The 19540-nt window shown below is 36.7% G+C and carries 19 protein-coding genes; 11 read left to right on the top strand and 8 right to left on the bottom strand.

Annotated features, from left to right (window positions below):
- Window positions 1-14 precede the first annotated feature (14 nt).
- The 4 genes from JO40_RS08715 to JO40_RS08700 form a co-directional block, all read right to left on the bottom strand.
- Complete coding sequence (locus JO40_RS08715) at window positions 15-197, bottom strand: type II toxin-antitoxin system HicA family toxin (RefSeq protein WP_044979002.1); 183 nt, start codon at window positions 195-197, stop codon at window positions 15-17.
- Window positions 198-297: 100 nt separating this feature from the next.
- A complete protein-coding gene (locus JO40_RS08710) occupies window positions 298-1053 on the bottom strand; it encodes a lysophospholipid acyltransferase family protein (RefSeq protein WP_044979001.1) in 756 nt (251 codons plus the stop codon).
- Between the two features lie 32 nt (window positions 1054-1085).
- A complete protein-coding gene (locus tag JO40_RS08705; RefSeq protein WP_044979000.1) occupies window positions 1086-3215 on the bottom strand; it encodes an ATP-dependent DNA helicase in 2130 nt (709 codons plus the stop codon).
- 137 nt (window positions 3216-3352) lie between these two features.
- Window positions 3353-4117 (bottom strand): Rpn family recombination-promoting nuclease/putative transposase, encoded by a 765-nt coding sequence (locus JO40_RS08700; RefSeq protein WP_044978999.1) that lies wholly within the window; start codon window positions 4115-4117, stop codon window positions 3353-3355.
- Window positions 4118-4278: 161 nt separating this feature from the next.
- Between JO40_RS08700 and JO40_RS08695 the strand changes: the two genes are divergently transcribed.
- The gene (locus JO40_RS08695) at window positions 4279-5586 is read left to right on the top strand and encodes an OmpA family protein (RefSeq protein WP_044978998.1); all 1308 of its coding nucleotides are present in this window, start codon (window positions 4279-4281) and stop codon (window positions 5584-5586) included.
- Here JO40_RS08695 and JO40_RS08690 read toward each other — a convergent pair.
- Window positions 5583-6974, bottom strand: a complete 1392-nt coding sequence (locus JO40_RS08690) for an aspartate ammonia-lyase (protein ID WP_044978997.1) — start codon at window positions 6972-6974, stop codon at window positions 5583-5585. The genes JO40_RS08695 and JO40_RS08690 overlap by 4 nt on opposite strands.
- 215 nt (window positions 6975-7189) lie before the next feature.
- On the opposite strand from JO40_RS08690, the gene JO40_RS08685 reads away from it, so the two are divergent.
- From JO40_RS08685 to JO40_RS08670, 4 genes are read left to right on the top strand one after another with little or no spacing between them, the layout of a single operon-like run.
- On the top strand, window positions 7190-7762 hold the full coding sequence (locus JO40_RS08685) for a GNAT family N-acetyltransferase (RefSeq protein WP_044978996.1): 573 nt from the start codon (window positions 7190-7192) through the stop codon (window positions 7760-7762).
- Entirely contained in the window at window positions 7755-8282 is a 528-nt protein-coding gene (locus JO40_RS08680) for a pentapeptide repeat-containing protein (protein WP_044978995.1), read from the top strand. The genes JO40_RS08685 and JO40_RS08680 overlap by 8 nt, the downstream gene beginning before the upstream one ends.
- The gene (locus JO40_RS08675) at window positions 8279-8866 is read left to right on the top strand and encodes an MBL fold metallo-hydrolase (protein WP_044978994.1); all 588 of its coding nucleotides are present in this window, start codon (window positions 8279-8281) and stop codon (window positions 8864-8866) included. Before JO40_RS08680 ends, JO40_RS08675 begins: the two co-directional genes overlap by 4 nt.
- Before the next feature lie 2 nt (window positions 8867-8868).
- Window positions 8869-9291, top strand: a complete 423-nt coding sequence (locus JO40_RS08670) for a hypothetical protein (protein ID WP_044978993.1) — start codon at window positions 8869-8871, stop codon at window positions 9289-9291.
- A gap of 3 nt (window positions 9292-9294) precedes the next feature.
- On the opposite strand, the gene JO40_RS08665 is transcribed toward JO40_RS08670, so the two are convergent.
- The 3 genes from JO40_RS08665 to JO40_RS08655 form a co-directional block, all read right to left on the bottom strand.
- Window positions 9295-11031, bottom strand: coding sequence for a hypothetical protein (locus JO40_RS08665; RefSeq protein ID WP_044978992.1), 1737 nt, complete (start codon window positions 11029-11031; stop codon window positions 9295-9297).
- Between the two features lie 36 nt (window positions 11032-11067).
- The gene (locus JO40_RS08660) at window positions 11068-12636 is read right to left on the bottom strand and encodes a hypothetical protein (protein WP_245608819.1); all 1569 of its coding nucleotides are present in this window, start codon (window positions 12634-12636) and stop codon (window positions 11068-11070) included.
- A 76-nt stretch (window positions 12637-12712) separates the two neighbouring features.
- On the bottom strand, window positions 12713-13855 hold the full coding sequence (locus JO40_RS08655; RefSeq protein WP_044979768.1) for a glycosyltransferase: 1143 nt from the start codon (window positions 13853-13855) through the stop codon (window positions 12713-12715).
- 133 nt (window positions 13856-13988) lie between these two features.
- On the opposite strand from JO40_RS08655, the gene tpiA reads away from it, so the two are divergent.
- From tpiA to ybeY, 6 genes are all read left to right on the top strand, one after another.
- Window positions 13989-14741, top strand: coding sequence for a triose-phosphate isomerase (tpiA, locus tag JO40_RS08650; protein WP_044978990.1), 753 nt, complete (start codon window positions 13989-13991; stop codon window positions 14739-14741).
- A gap of 171 nt (window positions 14742-14912) precedes the next feature.
- Window positions 14913-15281 carry a hypothetical protein gene (locus JO40_RS08645; RefSeq protein ID WP_044978989.1) on the top strand — a complete coding sequence of 123 codons (369 nt, stop codon included), beginning with the start codon at window positions 14913-14915 and terminating at the stop codon, window positions 15279-15281.
- A 79-nt stretch (window positions 15282-15360) separates the two neighbouring features.
- Entirely contained in the window at window positions 15361-15717 is a 357-nt protein-coding gene (gene secG, locus JO40_RS08640; RefSeq protein ID WP_044978988.1) for a preprotein translocase subunit SecG, read from the top strand.
- A gap of 130 nt (window positions 15718-15847) precedes the next feature.
- Window positions 15848-16789: a PhoH family protein gene (locus tag JO40_RS08635; protein ID WP_044978987.1), complete on the top strand. Its 942-nt coding sequence runs from the start codon at window positions 15848-15850 to the stop codon at window positions 16787-16789.
- The gene (locus tag JO40_RS08630) at window positions 16776-19079 is read left to right on the top strand and encodes an HD family phosphohydrolase (RefSeq protein ID WP_044978986.1); all 2304 of its coding nucleotides are present in this window, start codon (window positions 16776-16778) and stop codon (window positions 19077-19079) included. The genes JO40_RS08635 and JO40_RS08630 overlap by 14 nt, the downstream gene beginning before the upstream one ends.
- Window positions 19072-19539, top strand: a complete 468-nt coding sequence (gene ybeY, locus JO40_RS08625) for an rRNA maturation RNase YbeY (protein ID WP_044978985.1) — start codon at window positions 19072-19074, stop codon at window positions 19537-19539. The genes JO40_RS08630 and ybeY overlap by 8 nt, the downstream gene beginning before the upstream one ends.
- The last annotated feature ends 1 nt before the right edge of the window (window position 19540 follow it).

Here is a 19540-nt window from a genome sequence, read left to right as displayed (position 1 = left end):
TTCCTCCATTATCCTTATTTCAATCCTGCCTGCTTTAGAATTGCTCTCACGGTTCCTATCGGTATATCTCCTTTATGATTTGGTACCGTAACTTTTCCGAATTTTACAGCATGTTTATATTGATTATGAGAACCTTTTGCCGTTACAAAATACCAACCATCCGCCTTTAGTATTTTTTCTATTTCTTTTACCGTCATTTTATATCTAAATTATATTATACACATTATGCGCATAATTATCAAGTACTTGATATTTTTATTTCTGAAATATCACTTCTTAAGGGCCGTGAGCATAACTCTATTTATCGGCTTTACGCCACTCATCAAGCTGGGCCTGTATGAGGGCTTTCCCTTCTTCAAGAATCTTAATCTGTTCTTCCTTTGTTTGAGGAGCATCATAAATTTTTAAAAGTTTAATCCTGTATGCGCCGCCTTTTAGGTTTTTTGCCATACGGGTCAGCGAAGATATTTTCCAGCCTCCGTCAACGGCACAGACTGCTACAGGCATTGGAGCCGCATTTAAAAACCGGCGGAACCCGGCCGCATGAAAAGTTTTTAAATTACCGTCCTTTGAGCGGGAACCTTCGGGGAAGATAACGGGAATAAGATTGTTTTTTGCAACATAGTCTGCAAATTTATCGACAGCCTTCATAGCCTGCATCGGACTTCCTGTTCTTTTTACCAAACAATGTTTTCCGCTTTTAAGCATAGGAGAAACCAGGGGAACATTACGCCCGAGTTCTTCTTTTGAAACGAAGCGGAGACGCGTTCCATTATAATAGTTCATGTGAACCACTATGTCTAAAAGACTTTGATGGTTGGATATAACCAAATACTGCTCAGGCAGCTGATCCGTAAGGGTATAATCTCCTTCAAACTTAAAACCGATATATTGTTTAAAAACCGCAAACAGTAATCTCGGAGCAGGTCTTACAATTACTTCGCTATTAACCCAATCACAGCCCCGTCTGTAAACGGAATGACATAGGCCAATCAGCATTGCCCTCCATGATAAGATTACCAAACAACATAAAATCGCAATAATAGCACTCATTTCCTACCCCTATAATAACGCATATAAACAATCTACTCATTATACAAAAAATCTTCTATTTTGTTCAATACGGCTTTTGTTTCGGAAAAACATTGAATCGTCTGCGGAATGCTTTGAATAAATATTGAACCGTAACGCTTTACCAAAATTCTTTTATCTAATACGGTAACTATGCCCCTGTCCGTATTGGAACGCATGAGCCGCCCAAAGCCCTGCCTAAATTGTACGACAGCTTCCGGAACGCTCAGATGCATAAAGGAATTTCCGCCCGATCTTTCTATCAAATCGGCTCTTGCCTTAAATATGGGTTCGGTCGGAACCGCAAATGGGAGTTTTACCAAAATTACGTGGGAAAGGGATTCCCCGGGAACATCCACCCCTGCCCAAAAAGATGAAACGGCAAATAGACAGCTTGAAACATCATCCTTAAATTCATATAAGAGCTGCATCCTATCCGCCTCTCCCTGTTTTAAAATCTTTATTTTTTCATCAATATTCTCCCTTACATATTCGCAAGTTTTTTGAAGAGAATCATAAGACGTAAACAAAATAAGGGTCTTACCTTGAGTTATCTCCAATAAGGCGAGGACGGTTTCGTTTACGGCATCTTGAAAATTATTTTCATCGGGCATGGGCATATCCGTCGGAATATTGAAGACAACATTTTTTTCGTACGGAAAAGGAGAAGGGAAAAAATTTTTGATAATCTTTTTTTCGGTAAAGTCATAAAGGCCGTTTCTGTTAAGCCAAAAATTAAAATCATCTCCGATTTTTAAGGTAGCGGAAACACAGATTACGGTTGCCATGGGCATAAAAACCGAACGCCGCATTATCGGGGCTAAATTTAACGGTGTTTGAATAAAGCGGACAGCCTCCCCTTGAGAGGTTTTTATTTTTTCAAACCAAAAAACATCGTCCGGGAACTCACGGCTATTTAAAAAGTTTTCCATTACGGAAGCCATTTTTTTTAAGCGGCGCAATACTACAAGGCCGTCTCTTATATAGCCTTCTTCATCTTCTTCTCCATCAGCTGCATTGATAATGTTTTCAAGTTTTATGTTTAGGTTGTTTATGTTTTTAAAAAAATTGTCTACACAAGATAAGAGCTTTTCTTTTTCATCGCTTGAAGTTTGTGCGAGGCTTTTTGACTGATAGGTTTGCAGAACTTGCAAGGCCTGTTCTTCAAGAATATTAAAAGAAGCTGCAGCAACTTCGAGAAGATTTATGATTTCGGTAAAGAGTTCCGCCTTTTTGGATATTGAAACTATGCCGCTTAAAATGCCGGCCTGCTTTCCCCTCCTAAATCGGTAAAGTAAGTTGATTTGCTTGTGTAAGGCAAATCGGGAAATATCGCTCGAAAAAAAACTTTGTGCAGCGTCTTCTGTTCCGTGGGCTTCATCGATTATTATATTCTCATAAGAGGGAAGAACGGCCGTACCCTGATACCCGAAGCCTTCGGCCCTCACGGAAAGGTCAGCAAATAGAAGATGATGGTTTGCAACAAGAATGGAGGAGTTTTCCGCTTCCCTTTTTAGCCTCATCACAAAACATCCCGAAAAATAGGGACACTTGTTCATCTGGCAGTTGTCGGGTTCGGAACAAACAGTAGACCAAACTTTTTCAGTCGGCATAAAATCAAGGTCAGAGCGGCTGCCGTCTTTAGTTTCCGTAGCCCATTCTTTTATCTTGTCAAGTTCTTCCTGCCCTTCAGTAAAAAAATCGTTCTCCCTTAATGCCTGACTCATCCGGCGCAGGCACAAAAAATTATGCCTTCCCTTTACAAGACAGGCCTTTATATCCTGAAAACTCTTTCCCAGAATTTTCTTTGCCGTAAGAACATCTTTTTCGATGAGCTGCTGCTGTAAGTTAATAGTCCCTGTCGAAATTACAACACGTTTTTTATTTTGTTTTGCCCACATCATTGCAGGCAAAAGATAGGCAAGGCTCTTCCCTACCCCTGTTCCCGCCTCAAAGACGCCGATAGCCTCTTCATTAAAGCAGCGGCAAATGGATTCCGTTAATGCAAGCTGAGGCTGCCTTGCCTCGTATTTTTCAAAAAATGAAGCAAGGGGTCCGTCCTCCTCCAAAAGAGAAGAAACCATTTTAGGGTCCAGGGGGTATATTTTTTCGTCGTCAAAATAATCATCATCAAAGTATTCCATGCTTTAAGACCTATTGCTCAAGACGGCGATTTTATCATATTTCCCTGCCGATTTCAAGTGCGGAATTTTACTATTTATTGTAAAATATCTTGATAAGATAGAGATTTGAGGAATTAATAATAAATATCTTGATAAAGTTACAGTTTTTCGATTTCGGATTCGGAAAGACCGGTTATTTTTTTAATTAAAGATATATCCAGTTTTTCCATTTTCATATTTTTGGCCGTTTGCTTTAAGCCTTCTGAAAAACCTTTATCCCTAGCATCCATTTCAAAGGTAGACATTAATCTATATTCTTGTCTTGCCTGTTCATTTTGTTTTATTGTTTGTATCATTTTTTCTATCCTCCTTGTAAATTCGCTTTTTGCTTTACCCGTTTTAAGGTATTCTAAAAACTCTTTTAATTCTTTGTCTTTGGCGTCCTTAAAAGCCTCTGAATTTATTATAACCTTTTTTGTTCCGTCTTGTAAAGATATATTTTTATCTTCAATGCAGATGTTTTCAAAGGTATAAATAGGTCTATTTTTACCGATAGCATCAAAAGTGCAGATAAAAATTATAAAGCTGTCATTTAAATTATTATAGGAATTGCCCTTATCCAAGAACGAAATATCAATGGCTGCTTGGTAAAACCTCATTCTTTTGGGTATATTCTTTTCGTTACTTACTTGCATTTCAATATCATAAAATTTACCGTTCTCTGTCTGTACTAAAACATCAAATCTCACTGACTTTGCCTGTTCATAATTTTTAAGATTATGCTGTATCGAAATATATGTAATTTTACCTATTGTATCGGATAGTATCATTTCGATAAGTCTTTTACATAAATCCGGATTTTGCATAACTTTACAAAACATAAAATCGTCTTGTAAAGTCAAATCTTCAAATTTTTTTATCATTTGTGTTCTCCTAATTTTTTCAAATTTCCCCTCTCCATTATATTTATAGGAATTATTCGAAAAAAATACTAAATTATAAAAATACTTCTAATTATTAACACAGGCTTAACTCCTGCATTCCTTAATTGAAAAACGAGTTCTCTTGTGGTATAATTATTAGCATGATAAATATTCAAACAGCTAAAAATTACTATACATCAAAAAACCGCACTTTCGTAAAAAAACTTTTTTTAATCTGCTTTCTCTTTAGTTTTTGTTTAAATCTTCTTTTAGGGCAAGAAAATTTATCCGAAGGCAAAATACTCATTACGGAAAGAGCCGATTACTCCGTCTACATTGACGGAAAATATGCAGGGCTTACTTCCAGAGAAACACGGCTCTACATGAGCGAAACAAGGCTCGGCAATGAAGATGCCTATCTTTACGAAGGAGAAGCCTTTGTGCTTCAAAAAACACGCAAAGACGGGCTGAAAGCTGCTTTGCCGATCGATTCGATCTTACCTATTTCATTTAAATTTATTCCCGAACAAGAGGAAGAAGATATTGAAAATCCTTACCAGCCTCAAATTTTCAATGAAGATTCGGGTTACCCTCTTTTGAGAAATTTTCCTGTTTTGCCCGAAAGAGCTTTTACGGCTACGGACATAGGAAAAACTTGGGAAGGAAAATGTACCGTCGCCGTAAGGCCCAAGCCTGAAAAAGCTGCTACAAGGATACCCGTAAACGCAGGTTTTAAATATATGGGAATAACTATTTTAAACGGCCAAAACGTTCATCATGTAGAAGCAGCCTTCGGCCTCCGCTACAAGCACAGCGACAACCTAGGCGATGATGAACTTATAAGATCTGAAGGCGGAAGAAAAACAGACATCTACCTTGACGGTACAAATAGGCCTATTTTAATACGGGAAAAAATAGATGAAGAGTTTTTTTATGCGGACGGAAAAAGGCTAAAACACCGAGGCTTTTTGCTTCATTTTTATTCTTACACGGGAAGTACCATTGCACAAGGTGGAACCTCAAAAGAGACACCTTTACAAGGGGCTACTTCACAAGAATCTTCTTTACAAAAAGAAAAGCCGGAAATCAAACCAAATAAAGACATTGAGGTAAGTAAAACAAAACGGGGTACAATGCTCAGGCTAAAAAATCTTCAATTTGAACCGGATAAATCAATTCTTTTAAAAGGAGAAGAGGCAAAGCTCGATGAGATAGCTAAGATTTTAAAAGAATCGGAAAGTGAATTCTTTTTTGTAGAAGGTCACACAGCCGATGTCGGTAAGGCTGAAGAAGAAAAAATTCTATCCCAAGAAAGGGCTAAAACAGTCATCGAAAAACTTATAAACAGGGGTATACCGGCGGAAAAGTTTATTTATCAGGGTGCCGGAGGAACAAAACCCATTGCTCCTAACGGCACCGAAGAAGGACGCGCCCAAAATAGACGCGTCGAAATTACTATCGTGGATTAAAGCTTTCTGGGCTTTGTCATGTTTTCGGGTTTTAAAACCTCATCCAATTTTTCTTTTGAAAGAAGCCCTCTTTCCAAAACAAGCTCGTAAACACTGCGGTTATCACGCAAGGCAGTCTTTGCAATATCCGAAGAAGCCTCATAACCGATGACGGGATTTAAGGCCGTAACCAAGCCGATACTTCTGTGAACGCTATCCTTACAATGCTCATAGTTTCCTACAATGCCCGTAACACATCTTTCCCTCAAAGTCTTCATTGCATTTATAAGAAGCTTAATCGACTCAAAGATAGAATAAATCATAACAGGTTCAAAAACATTGAGCTCAAGCTGGCCTGATTCTGCAGCCAAGATAACAGCCGTATCGTTTCCGATAACCCTGTAGCAAACCTGATTGACAACCTCAGGAATAACCGGGTTTACCTTTCCGGGCATGATAGAAGAACCGGGCTGCATCGGAGGAAGGCTTATATCGTAAAGTCCTGTTCTGGGACCCGAAGAAAGAAGGCGCAAATCGCTGCATATCTTTGAAAGCTTTGCAGAAAGGCGTTTTAGCTCGGAAGAATATGTTACAAAGTCGGACGTATCGTTTGTGGCGGCTATCATGTTGTGTGCAGCTTTTAGATTAAGACCCGAAATCTTTGCCAGATGAGAGGTAACTTTCGGTGTATAGTTAGGATCCGAGTTGATACCGGTTCCGATTGCGGTAGCTCCCATATTTATGGTATGAAGATTTTCCCTTGCAAATTGAATCTGAGGAATTTCGTTTTCCAAAGAAGCGGCATAGGATTCAAACTCTTGGCCGAGTGTCATGGGCACGGCATCTTGAAGCTGAGTTCTTCCCATCTTTATATTGTCTCCAAGTTCCTGCGCCTTTTTTCTAAAAGAAGATACAAGAGCTTTAAGCTCATCTATAAGAGCCGGTGTATTTAACGAGATGCCGAGTTTTGCAGCTGTAGGATAGGCATCGTTTGTAGATTGGGCAAAGTTTACATGATTATTGGGATGGCAGGGCGAATAAGTTCCCTTAGCCTTTCCTAAAATTTCGTTTGCACGGTTGGCGATAACCTCGTTTGCATTCATATTGGTAGAAGTTCCGGCTCCGCCCTGAATCATATCGACTACAAATTCCTTATCGAATTTGCCTTCGGCAACTTCTTTACAAGCCTGAATCATAGCCTTGTAAACTTCATCGCTTAAATAGCCGAGTTCATGGTTGGCTTCGGCTGCAGCCTGCTTTGTATAAGCAAGCCCTTTAATAAAATCGGGAAAATCACAGAGCCTTAATCCTGTAATTTGAAAATTTTCAACACTGCGGAATGTTTGAATTCCATAATAAGCATCTTCCGGAATATCCAATTCTCCGAGTAAGTCATGTTCCCTTCGCATAAAAAACTCCTATTTTATTGATAATTACAAGCATTATAGTACTAAAACAAAAAAGGAACAAGGGGGCGCATTACCTCATACACACGTGTAAGAATTTATAAGAGACTATTTTGTCAAAACTATATTTTTTAAAACATAAAATTTTAATATGTTTTAAAAAACTACTTGAAACATATTTTTTTTAAGTTTAAAATATTAAAATCAAAGGAGAAGTTATGGAATATAGAAATGCAACTATCGCAGATATTAAAATGGTGGCCGAGCTCCAAAAAAGATATCATGTATCTACTGTAAGTGAAGAAGATAAAAAGGACGGTTTTGTAACTACAGAATTTACCCATGAACAATTTAAGGCTATTATCGAAAAAGAAAACGGATTGACTATAGCTTGTGATAACGGAAAGGTTGCGGCCTATGCTATGGCTGCTTCTTGGGACTTTTGGTCGGCATGGCCAATGTTCCAATTTATGATTAAAGACCTTCCGAATGTAAACTATCTTGGCAAACAGCTGACAACCGAAAACTCGTTTCAATACGGGCCTGTTTGCATTGACAAAGCTTATCGTGGAAAAAATGTAGTACGTAATTTATTTGAAACCTCCCGACGGGAGATGAGTAAACGTTTCCCTGTTTTAATTACGTTTATAAATGAAGCAAATCCACGCTCCTTTGCTGCACACACAAAAAAAGTCGGTTTTGAGGTAATAAAAAAATTCGATTATAATAATAATCATTATTATGAACTGGGTTACGATATGTCCAAACCTGTAAAAGGAGCAGATGTTTAGTTTTGACAAAAAAACGGAATACAAAGATTTTCTCGAGCTTTTAAAAAAATCCGATTCTTTGAATAGTTTAAATTTATCCGGTTTGGAATTTGAAGGTTTAGACTTTTCAAAAAAATCTTTTACAGGATGCAGTTTTTCAAACAGCAAATTTAAAAACTGTAATTGTAGTGGTTTACATCTTAGAATGTGTTTTTTTGATTTTTGTGAAATAGAATCCTGTAATTTTCAAAATTCCGATATTCAGTTTTCCTCATTCGGCGGAGCAAAAATTATCCGCACAGATTTTAAGAATTCCGAGCTTTTGCAAAATAATTTTAACGGAATAAGGGCTGAAGAGGTTTCCTTTAATGATTCGGATTTATACAGTTCACGTTTTATGTTTTCGTTTTTAAAAAACGTTTATTTTCAAAACTGCAACCTTAAAAAGACCCTGTTTTTATATTCGGAAGAAGACGGCGTTTCTTATAAGTCATCCAATACCCGTGAGGCGGTTTTTACGGAAGGAGATGAATTTGTATGAAAGTTTATCTCCATTTTTCGCCGCAACTTTTTGCAAACACCTATCTTATCGGAAATGAAATTACAAAAGAAGCTGTTATAATTGATCCTGCAAAGATAACGGAAAAGATGATATATCAAATTGAAAAAAACGAATTTAATCTTAAAGCCGTTTTATTGACTCATAACCTTGAGCATCCGTATGAAACGGGTCTCAATACGATTTTAAAAATTTACAGTCCAAAGGTTTATGCCGGAAGCTGCTTTTCGGAAAATGTAACAATAAATACACTGAGAGGAGACGGCTGCATAGATTTAGCCGCTTATCCTGTAAGATATTTTGCAATTCCTGCACACTCATCATACTCTTACATATTTCAAATTGAGAATATTGTATTTACAGGTAACTCCTTATCTGCCGGCATGATCGGTCAAACTTCAAATGTGTATGCGGAGCGAACCCTTCGAAATATTTTAAAAACAAAGCTCATGGGTTTGGATAACAGTCTTATTATTATGCCCTTTTACGGTCCTCCATCTTCAATAGGTACAGAGCTCAAATTCAATGCTTCGCTTTTTCAAAATTTTGAAAATAGAACTTTTTAAATATGACGGAAACTTGTATTTTTTTACCTGACAATCTAATGACCATTCTCTATGAAGAGCAAAAGCTTATTCAAAGTCTTTTGCCTTTTCCTTTTCGTAAAATTATTCCTATTTTTAAAACAAGGGAAAAATTTGACTCCCTTATAATTTATCCGCCGATTTTGTCAGGCTCTCTAATTGTAAGACCTTGTAATTCTCCCGATTCTTTTGAGGCTAACGGAGGCTTTATCTTGGGTGATGCAGGTGCAAAGGCAAAAACAATATTTTTACAACTTGAAAACTTAAAACAAAAAACAAACCTGCCTGTTTTTTCAATTTTGAGCTGCCGCAGCCGGTACTACGCCGATGTCGAATTTAAAGAAGAAAAAAGCGGTCTATGCACATGGAAAATTAAAAATAAAGTCTGGCAAAAGACCGCTAAATGATTCTTAATAAGAGATTTTTACGCCTATGTTAAAGTAATGATTAAACTCTTTTCCGACCGCTTGCTCTCTCCATTTTTTTAACTGCCTATTGGCTTCATTTATAGTTTTATTTTTTATTTGTTCTTCGTTTAAACCCGAAAAATCAATTTTTTCATTATAAATATGGTTATTTACACCAGGATTTATATTTGCTTCAAAGGTATAGCCCATTTTAAATTGTATTAAACCGCCGGATTTTAAGATTGGGAGATTAACAACTCCCTCTAATCCAAGCTGATTGACATATTGAATTGTCTGTTGGGTTAGAAATGGAGTGGACTTTAAGAATGAATGTTCGGTATTAATTTTATTATCTTTTAGCTCTATTATTGCCGAATGGTTAAAGACCGAGCCGTCAGTCGAATAATTTCCTTCTTTGAGATACTCTCTTAGTATTACAGGATCATAGACACTTTCCGTAACGTTGGCATGGCGGATAAAGGTATTTGATACATTTATTGCAAGACCTTCTAAAGGTCTAAACTGAGCTTTAACTTTTATTCTGTCGGAGTTTGGAGGCAGGTTGCTGCCTAAGGGTTCTCCATTGTGTGTATAATTTTCATAGTTAGGATTTTTTCTATCAAGGTCGTGAACACTTGTGTAGCAGTAGGGTGTTACCAGAGTATAGTTTATATCTGCAAAACTGAACCAATGATCTTGAGGCATTGCATAAGAAACTCCGAATTGGCCTGCCATCCTCCATTTTGCATCTTTTTTGAATTTGACTATCTCATTAAATCCTATGTCATCAGCCAAGAGTACAACATCTATTTTTAAGCCTTTTATAGGTTTGACTGTGAATGTTAAGCCCAGCATACTGGCGTCAGCAAAGTTGTATATGCTCTGACCTACAAAAAATACTGAAAGAGGAAGAAGGTAAATAGGCTCGAATCTGCCTCCGTATGTGATTATATCAACAAGTCCAATAGATATCCATGGAATGGGCCTGTATGTTATTGAATGTGCTGCCGTAAATTTCTGAGGAAAATAAGAACCTCCTCGGTCATTTGATGCAGATATAGCCAGTAAAGCTTGATTATATGTAAATTTTTCTTTGTTGACAACAAATATAAATTGTCCCGAATGAAAGGCCTGTTCTCCTATCAGAATATTATTTTCATCAAATGGGCCGAAGGATGTTCTAGCCATCCCTGCCGTAAAATAATATTCAGGCGTACCTACCGCAATACCTGAGTTAAACATAGGTAATAGATAAAATGAACCGACTGAAGTACTGTCTTTCATAATATCTTTTTTAGAAAATTGAAAAGCAGGCTGTCCTTCTTCTTTGGGCAATTTATTTAATAAACTAAAATCGGCATGAGCTGAAGCCGTAAGTAATCTATTTATGGAAATATTCATCTCCAATAATGGAGCAATCAAAATATCTCTTTGTTTTTTAGGAATCTTGATGCCTAATTCAGCCTCACCTCCATAGTGAAATACACATCCGAATAAGCGTTTTTTATATTCTTGAGCTTTTTTTATTTGTTTTTCAGCTCCTGATTCAATAACAATGTTTAAAATTCTTTCTATTTCTTGTAAGGGGTAAGGCCGTAATGAAGATACATCATTAAGTAAGCCTATATTTTCCCATATCCTTATATCTTCATATAAGGGATCAAAGATGTCCACTGCAGCTTGAGAAAAAACACAAAGCCCCATAATGATAAAAATAGCGATAAAAATTTTATTTTTCATAATTTATTTCCTTAATTGCTAAAATAGTTTATCTAATCATCGTATAGAGTAAATAATGCCGCATAAAAAGTCAACCGAATACCCTTTAATTTTTCCGTGTGCTATTGTCCATGATAGCCCTCCATTGATATGAAGATTCTGTAAAATACTATATTCCCCTGTCAATTGTAAGGTGTGAAAATATGTAGGATTTCCTGACGGCGTTTTGTACTTAGCTGGCTCGGGATTACTTTCAAAAGGATAGTAGTCTCCCGTTGCCTTAAAAAACTTTTCTTCATTTTCTCCCTTAGATACAAATCTATAAGTAATGTCTGCCTTATATTTGTGCGGAATAATTAATGATGCTTTTAAAAATGCTGTAATACTGTCAGGCCCGTAAGGATTTGCAAGCCAATACTCTATCAGAGATTTATCATAATCCTCCGCTGCATGGACATTTTCTTTTCGGTAGGTGTAAAAGCTGATGTTTTTTGCCATGCCTATATATAACCATGGGTCAGCATACATAAACTCTCCCGTGAGTATAAGATAACCTATAGGCAGGGAAAATGCGTATTCCGCTCCGGCTATTCCGCCCATACTGTTAGGAATATAAGAGTATCCGCCCTTTAGTTCCGAGGGGGTCTGGAATTGATTCATGCCGAATTGTCCGTAAAGTCTTAAACCCTTAATCGGTACGATATTAATATCAAAACCGAATTGACAGCCCATAGAATTTTCATCATTAGTATGATTTACGTATGGTTCTTTCCATGCTGCGTAATTATGGAAAACCACCAGAGGATTCAAAAACTTCGGATCAAAGAGAGAGTCGAGAATTATTCCTTCATGTATGGTTATTGAAAATTGCTTTACAGGTTTAAAACTTAGAGCATGTGTTATAAAAAAACGCATAGGTTTTAATTCTGCAATGGTTGTATCAATTTTTATATGCTTTGAAAACAAAGATGCTGTTATATAATCATGCCTGTCCGGTAGGTCAGAAATAAGCATACTGCCGCTTAAGGTCTTTCCTACATTCAGCCGTCCTCTTCCCATATGTACATTAAAAAAACTGTTTCCCACGGATATACCGGCTTTTTTTGGGAAATGGTAGTCTAAGGCCGTTTGGCTTAGAGGTAGATTTGTATAAGGATAGGATAAGCGGAATCCGCTAAAATTTTTTCCAATTATTAGATCTGTGTAAGAATAAACATATTTGGAAAACCCAAGTTCTATCGGAACGGTAATAGGGGCAGGCATTCGGTTGTATTTTATAAATTTATCTACCGCAGGTACTTTATCAGAATTATAAAAGTATTGCCCCTGAAGCGCTAAAATAAGATTTGTATTAAAATTAAAATTATCATGGGAAAAAAGCATATTATTTTTTAAAAGGAGGGTGCCGAGATTTCCGTATAATGTTTCGCCGTTTTTAGATAAATATGCCGGATCTATTTCTTTATAGAATATTGCAATCTCGGCAAGAGACAGAGGCTTTTTATAAGAAAGCAGTACTGAACCGTTTTCAAGCGACATAAGATATAAATCATCATAATAAGGCGAATCATGATCGTAAAGTATTTTAGCATAAGAAGTTATATCCTGTGCTTGAAGATTAAACAAATTCAAACATATTAAAAAATAGAAAAGGATTTTAAATCGTTTCATTTTTTAAGTATATATTTAAAGCTCCTTTTTTTCAATAGATACCAAAATTATATATAAAATTTGCTATATCCTTTAGACCGTTTTTTATATTCATTTTTTTTATTCGGCTTTGTATTTCTTCAAGGTTTTTATCATCTGAAAATATTTCAGATACTTTTTCAACAATGTCATTAGGTTTTGAAATATACCATCCGAGTTTATTTTGCGTAATATACAGCATATTTCCAAGTTCTTGCCCCCGTATATATGTAGAAATAATAACAGGTTTTCCTATGGAAATAGCTTCCATAAGAGTTGCAGGACCTCCCTTTGTTATAACACAATCTGCTATATTCATTAGGTCAGGCATAAAAGAAACAAAGCCGAATATTTTAATATTTTTAAAAGATGAAAACTGAATCAAATATTCAAGGCTATGCCTAAGAGGACGATTTTTTCCGCATACTACAATTAAAAATACATCTGTAGATTTTTTCATAAATGAAAGCACAATAGGGGTTGCCTGCTTTAGTCCCTCTCCGCCCCCTGCAATAAGTACAATCTTTTTATCTTGAGGAATTCCCAACCTTTTTTTTGTGTCAGATATTTGCTCTTTGCTATAAGCGGTATCAAACTGTTCAGAAAGCATTAAAGGAAATTGATGTATTCTTTTAGCATCCAGACCGTATTTTTCTATAGCTTCTCTCCTTGCTTTTTGAGAAAAAACTACAAGCTCGGTATTTTTTTCAAAAAACCATACAGGATGTATGGTAAAAGGATCCATAACGATACTTATTAAGGAAATATTGGGATTAACCCTATTTATGGCATCACGGCAAAGAGTTATAAGAATTTGATGTAAGCAGACTACCTTTGTTATTTCATTTGACTTTAAAAAGTCTACTAATTTTCCAACAATATATGGAGCTATAATTTTTTTAGACCCTTTCATAACGAAATCCAAACCGTTAAATTGATAAAAGGCCACATATCCCGGTTCAAAATAATTTGTAGTGCCAAGATAACCCTTTTCAAAAAAGAACTTAAAAAGCGGAACACCCTTGTCAAAGCCGTCTTTTAGAAGACATTCAACCTTATCAGGATATAAATCCATTAATTTGTTCGACAGCGCTTTTGCTCCTGACAAATGGCCCGCTCCCGTTTTAAGGTATAGAAATGCGATTCTTTGCTTCATAAATGTACTATACTCAAAAATAGGCAAAGGTGCAAGTGTGATCATTTTTTACCTTCTTGACAACTCCTCCGTAAAGGGATAACCTGTTCTAAGAAGAATGAGGTCTTTTAACCTCGATTAATTAGGAGGAAAAGTGAAAAAGTTTTACATTGCGGCAAATTGGAAGATGAATATGAATAGGGCTGAGGCCAAGCGGCTTGCAGAAGAAATGAAGGCCGGTCTAAGAGACGGCAAGAACAAGTACATGATAGCTCCTTCATTTACTCTTTTGCAAGATGTTGCAGCCGTACTTAAGGGCTCCAATATCTTGCTGGGTGCCCAAAATATGGGCTTGGAAGAAAAAGGTGCTCATACGGGAGAGGTTTCTGTTCTTCAGCTTTTAGATGTAGGTGTTCAAACCGTCATCTTGGGACATTCCGAAAGGCGCCACATATATAAAGAAACCGATGATCTTATCAATAAAAAGGTAAAACTTGCCTTAAAACACGGCCTTGAGGTTATCCTATGTGTCGGTGAACTTCTCGAAGAACGTGAAGCCGGCCATGCCGAAGCCGTATGCGAAAGGCAGATTAAAAAAGGCCTTGCAGAGGTTTCTTCACAAGATTTGAATAAGGTAACAATTGCTTATGAGCCCGTTTGGGCAATAGGAACCGGAAAAAATGCAAGCCCTGAAGATGCAGATTCCATTCATGCATCAATAAGAAAAACCTTAGCAGGTATTTACGGTGAAAAATCAGCTAAAGAAATGATAATCCAGTACGGAGGCTCCATGAAGCCAGAAAATGCCGAAGGCCTTTTAAAAAAGCCTAATATTGACGGTGGACTAATAGGCGGAGCCGGCCTTAAAGCGAAAACATTTTTGCCCATAGCCTTATTTTCCGAGTAAAAGATAAGACGATTGAGTAAACAACCTTTTTTACTTTTGATGCTTTAGCTTTCTACCGTCTACTTGAAAAAATGAGCATAAAATGCTAGTATCTTAACGACTGTGAGGGTTGTTTAACCTTACAGTATACTTACAGTATAATAAAATAACTTAAATTGGAGGGTTATTAACATGAAAAAGAAATTTTTTGCAATTAGTATTATGGCTTTATTGGTTTTGGCTGTTTTTGCCGAAAATCCGGCACTTGTAAAGCCCAAGACCGAAAAATTTGAGATTAAAGGAAGGCCGACTGCCGTAATTTATTGGACAAAGATGGATGTCCCGGGATTGGAAAATCAGGTTGAGTTTTATCTCACTTATGAGGAAAGTAACGATACCTATAATGAAGCCGACTGCGAAAAAATTATTATGGAATTTATCGCCGAATACAAAAGAACTAATGTTTTTTCCAAGTTTGAAGTTGAAGATTTAAAAGCTGCTTCAGTAGGAAAAACAAACACAATCGTACTAAAACGCGTTATTTTTAGAAAAGGACGCTAAAAACTTAACAAGAGCTATTGAAACTTTTCCGTTTTTATTGTATTCTATAGGGCGTATTTTTATAATTTGGAGTTAGACTATGGGTGGTTTAGGTATTGCTTTGTTGATACTTTTTGTCATAATTTGTGCGATTATTATCTTTTTGGTTTTATTACAAAATGAAGAAGGCGATAGTTTGGGCGGTCTTTTTTCGGGCGGAAGTAACTCAGCCTTCGGATCAAAATCGAGTAATGTATTAACAAGAGCTACATACGTCGTTGTTGCCTTGTTTTTTGTAACAACCTTTTTATTGGCTCTGATTACAAAAACCCCATCAGATTCAGGTTTATCAGAAGAGGCAATGAAAAAACAAACCGAAACTTCAACCGAATGGTGGAAAACCGACAGCGGTAGTACGGATAATGCCGGCGGTGAAGACAAACAAGACGGTGAGTAATTGAGAGAGGTGCCTGACTTAGGTACCTCTTTTTTATAGCTTAAAATTAAGGAAAAAACTTTAAATATAAGCTCAAGCTCTTGACGGAATCGGTTTTTTCCATTTAAAATAGACTACTAGAGGTTTATATTTGGAAGAAGCGTATACAATAGTGTTAAAAGATGAACAAGTGCTTTCCGCTCTTTGCGGAGCCAATGACAGAAATTTGAATTTTCTTGAGCAGTATCTTGGCGTTCCGGTCGTGTGCCGAGGCAATGAAGTGAGCGTGCTAAGTGCAGATGATGAAGTTTGTAAGAAGTTTCAGCATGTGGTTGATAAGGCTGTGAATTCTTCGGAAATCAAGTCCGAAAACTCATCGGAATATATTGAATCTTTGATTTCCACAATAAATGTTTCCGATAAGCAGGATATTTCTTCAGGTTGTATTCATATACCTAGGGGAATACGTTCCGTATATCCTAAAAACCCTCATCAGCTGGAATTTATACATTCTATCCGTAATAACGATATAAGTTTCGGCCTAGGAGCTGCCGGTACGGGAAAAACCTACTTAGCTGTAGCCTGTGCCCTTCAAATGTTGATGTCGAGACAGGTGCGCAAGATTGTTTTTACAAGACCCGTAGTAGAAGCCGGAGAGAGTCTAGGCTTTTTACCTGGTGATCTTGTTCAAAAAATAACACCTTACTTGAGACCTCTTTATGATTCTATAGAGCTTTTAATGCCTTTCGAGCTGATACGCCAGATGGAGGAATCTAATATGATAGAGGTAGCACCTTTGGCCTATATGAGGGGAAGAACCCTTCATAATGCCGTTGTAATATTGGATGAAGCTCAAAATACTACTAGAGAGCAAATGAAAATGTTTTTGACGAGGATGGGTGAAGGTTCAAAGCTCATCGTAACCGGGGATCCGTCTCAATCCGATATAAGTTCGGCTAAGAATTCGGGTTTGGTCCATGCTGCAAATCTTCTATCGAAAATTCGCGGAATCGGTATTGTTCGATTCTCTTCGGAAGATGTTGTCCGTCATTCCCTGGTTCAAAAAATAATTACAGCCTATGATAAAGAATAAAAAACAAAATAAGTTAAAAGAACAATTATCTTCCGTAAGCCTTATATTCAAAAAAAACAAGGCCTTTGTAATTTCGCTTTTGGTGAGTTTTTTTATTTTATCGGTATTGATTTATATCAATGCCTATGAAAATTCGGGCCTTTCAAAGTTGACAATTTCAGATTTTGAGATCGGAATGGTAGCTGACAGGGATATAATATCAAACCGGAATATGGAAGCTGTCGACGAAAAAGCAACGGAAATAAAAAAACTTGCAGCTAAACACTCCGTTAGAGCTGTTTTTTATAAAGATAATTCGGTTTCCGAACAAATGATAAGAGAATACTCCGAATTTGTCAGCTATACAATCGGAGTAAAAGATGCGTCAAAGAGCTTTACGGCTTTTAAATTCATGTTTATGGAAAAATATCCAGTTATTCTTTCGGAAGATGCTTTGGAGCGTATATATAATTCTAAGGATTTTGATGAAATTACCTCTCTTGCGTTGACCGTGCTAAAACAGCTTTTTGACACGGGAATTATAGAAATGCCTCTTACAGGCATTGAGGATCTAAATGATACTGAGATAAGTTTGGGTCTAAATGTCAACCAAGAACAGTCCTATATAAGCGTATTTTTGAATGATATTGTTTTACCGGACAATCTGAGAGAGCAAATTAAAACTTTTCTTTTCAGCGTTAAAAAATCAGGTTTTGAAATTGATGTTTTTAACATTATACAGCCCTTTGCTCACCCTAATATTTTATTTGATGCAAAAGAAACGGAGAAAAGAGTTGAAGAAGCCTTAAAAAAGGTTGTGCCCGTAAAAATAAATATAGAAAAAAATCAAAAGATTATAAAAAGAGGTTTTATAATATCTGAAGATGCCTATACACGCCTTAAAGTCTATGCGGCTGACGGCAGATACGTAGACCTTAGACAGATTGCAGCCGCCTTAGTCTTTTTAAGTTTATCTCTCATAACAAGCCTTTTTTTATTTTCTCAAAAAATTATAGGGCAGGACTTGGACTTTAAATTTAGGTTACTTGTTTTAATCTCTTTCGATTTGATTTATATTTTGGTTCTTTTTATTTCAAGACTTTCAATGTTTTCATATCCTCTTGATATTGTTCCCATATTACCTGTTACCTTTTTTACTATGTTGCTTACGGCTTTAACTTCAAGAAAAATTTCGGTCTTTTCCGTTTTTGTGTTTTCTCTTGCCGTTTTCGGTGCAACAGGATTTAAAATTCAGCCGACCATGTTTGCTATTCTTTCGGGTCTTGTGGGAGCGGGTATGGTAAACATTAAGGGCAGAAGGATGGACCTGATTAAGACTGCCTCAAGTTTAATTTTGGTGCAGCCTTTAATTTTTCTTTGTATGCTTTTGATTTTTCCGGATTCGGCAGGAGATAAATCGCTTCTTTTGCTTGGTTCTGCGGCAAACGGCTTTATAAGCGGAATTCTTGTTTTAGGTTTTTTGCCTATTTTGGAAACCTTGATGAATGTGCCGACTAATTTTAGATTGATGGAATTATCCGACCTTAATTCACCCATTATGAAAAAAATGCTTATAACCGTTGCAGGAACCTATAACCATTCAATGATGGTTGCTTCCTTGGCCGAAAGTGCGTGCCGTGAAATAGGGGCAAACTCAATTTTAGCCCGTGTAGGAGCTTATTATCACGATATAGGGAAAATGGAACAGGGCGAATACTTTGTAGAAAATCAAACAAATTATAACAAGCACTTGGACATAAATCCTCGCCTTTCGGCTACGGTAATAAGAAGTCATGTAAAAATAGGTATTGAAAAAGCAAAACAGCTGCATTTGCCTCAGGCTGTTATTGATATCATAGCCGAGCATCATGGTAACAGTTGTATATCCTATTTTTACGCAAAGGCAAAAGAAATTGATCCGAATGTGGATATAGAAGACTTTTGTTATCCCGGCATACCGCCCCGCTCAAAAGAGTCTGCTGTTGTAATGTTAGCTGATGTAGTTGAGGCAGCATGTCGTACCTTGGAAAAACCTTCCGTTCCCCGTTTGGAAAAATTTATAGATGAACTTGTTTCAGGAAAAATCAAGGCCGGTCAGCTGGATAACTCGGAGCTTACTTTCCGTGAAGTCAGAATAATCAAAGCTGCCTTTGTAAAAATTTTAGCCGGTTACTATCATTCCAGGATAGAATATCCGAATCAAAAAAATATTGATGATGATGATGGAACAAAGCCTCAGAATAAAAACGGCCAAAAAACGGAGACCGAAATTAATGAGGAACAGCCTCAAAAGGAAAATAATAATGTCTAATTCGATTAGTGTGTCATTTAATGATGAACCTCCGGGGTCTATAGACCCTGTAAAAGTTGAAAATTTTATATCTGAGGTTCTAAACGGGCTAAACTTGAAAAATTGGGATATTTCGTTGTTGTTTTGTGATGACGCTTTTATTCAAAATCTTAATAAACAATATAGAAATATTGATTCGCCGACAGATGTTCTTTCTTTTGAGCAGGGGGACGAATATTTTGACGAAGCCGGAGAAAAGAGGTTTATGGCGGGAGATATAGTTATAAGCCTTGATAGCCTTAAGTTTAATGCCGGCGAATTTAATGTAGAAATAAATGAAGAACTAAAAAGGCTTATTGTACACGGTATTTTGCATTTAAACGGAATGGATCATGAGGATAATTCTCCAGAACAGGAAATGCTTAAGTTTCAGGAAGAATTGCTTATTCAATATAAAAATATAGATATTTATCGGGCATAGT

The organism is Treponema putidum (assembly GCF_000755145.1).
Taxonomy (GTDB): domain Bacteria; phylum Spirochaetota; class Spirochaetia; order Treponematales; family Treponemataceae; genus Treponema_B; species Treponema_B putidum.
This window is presented reverse-complemented; position numbering and strand designations above follow the sequence as displayed.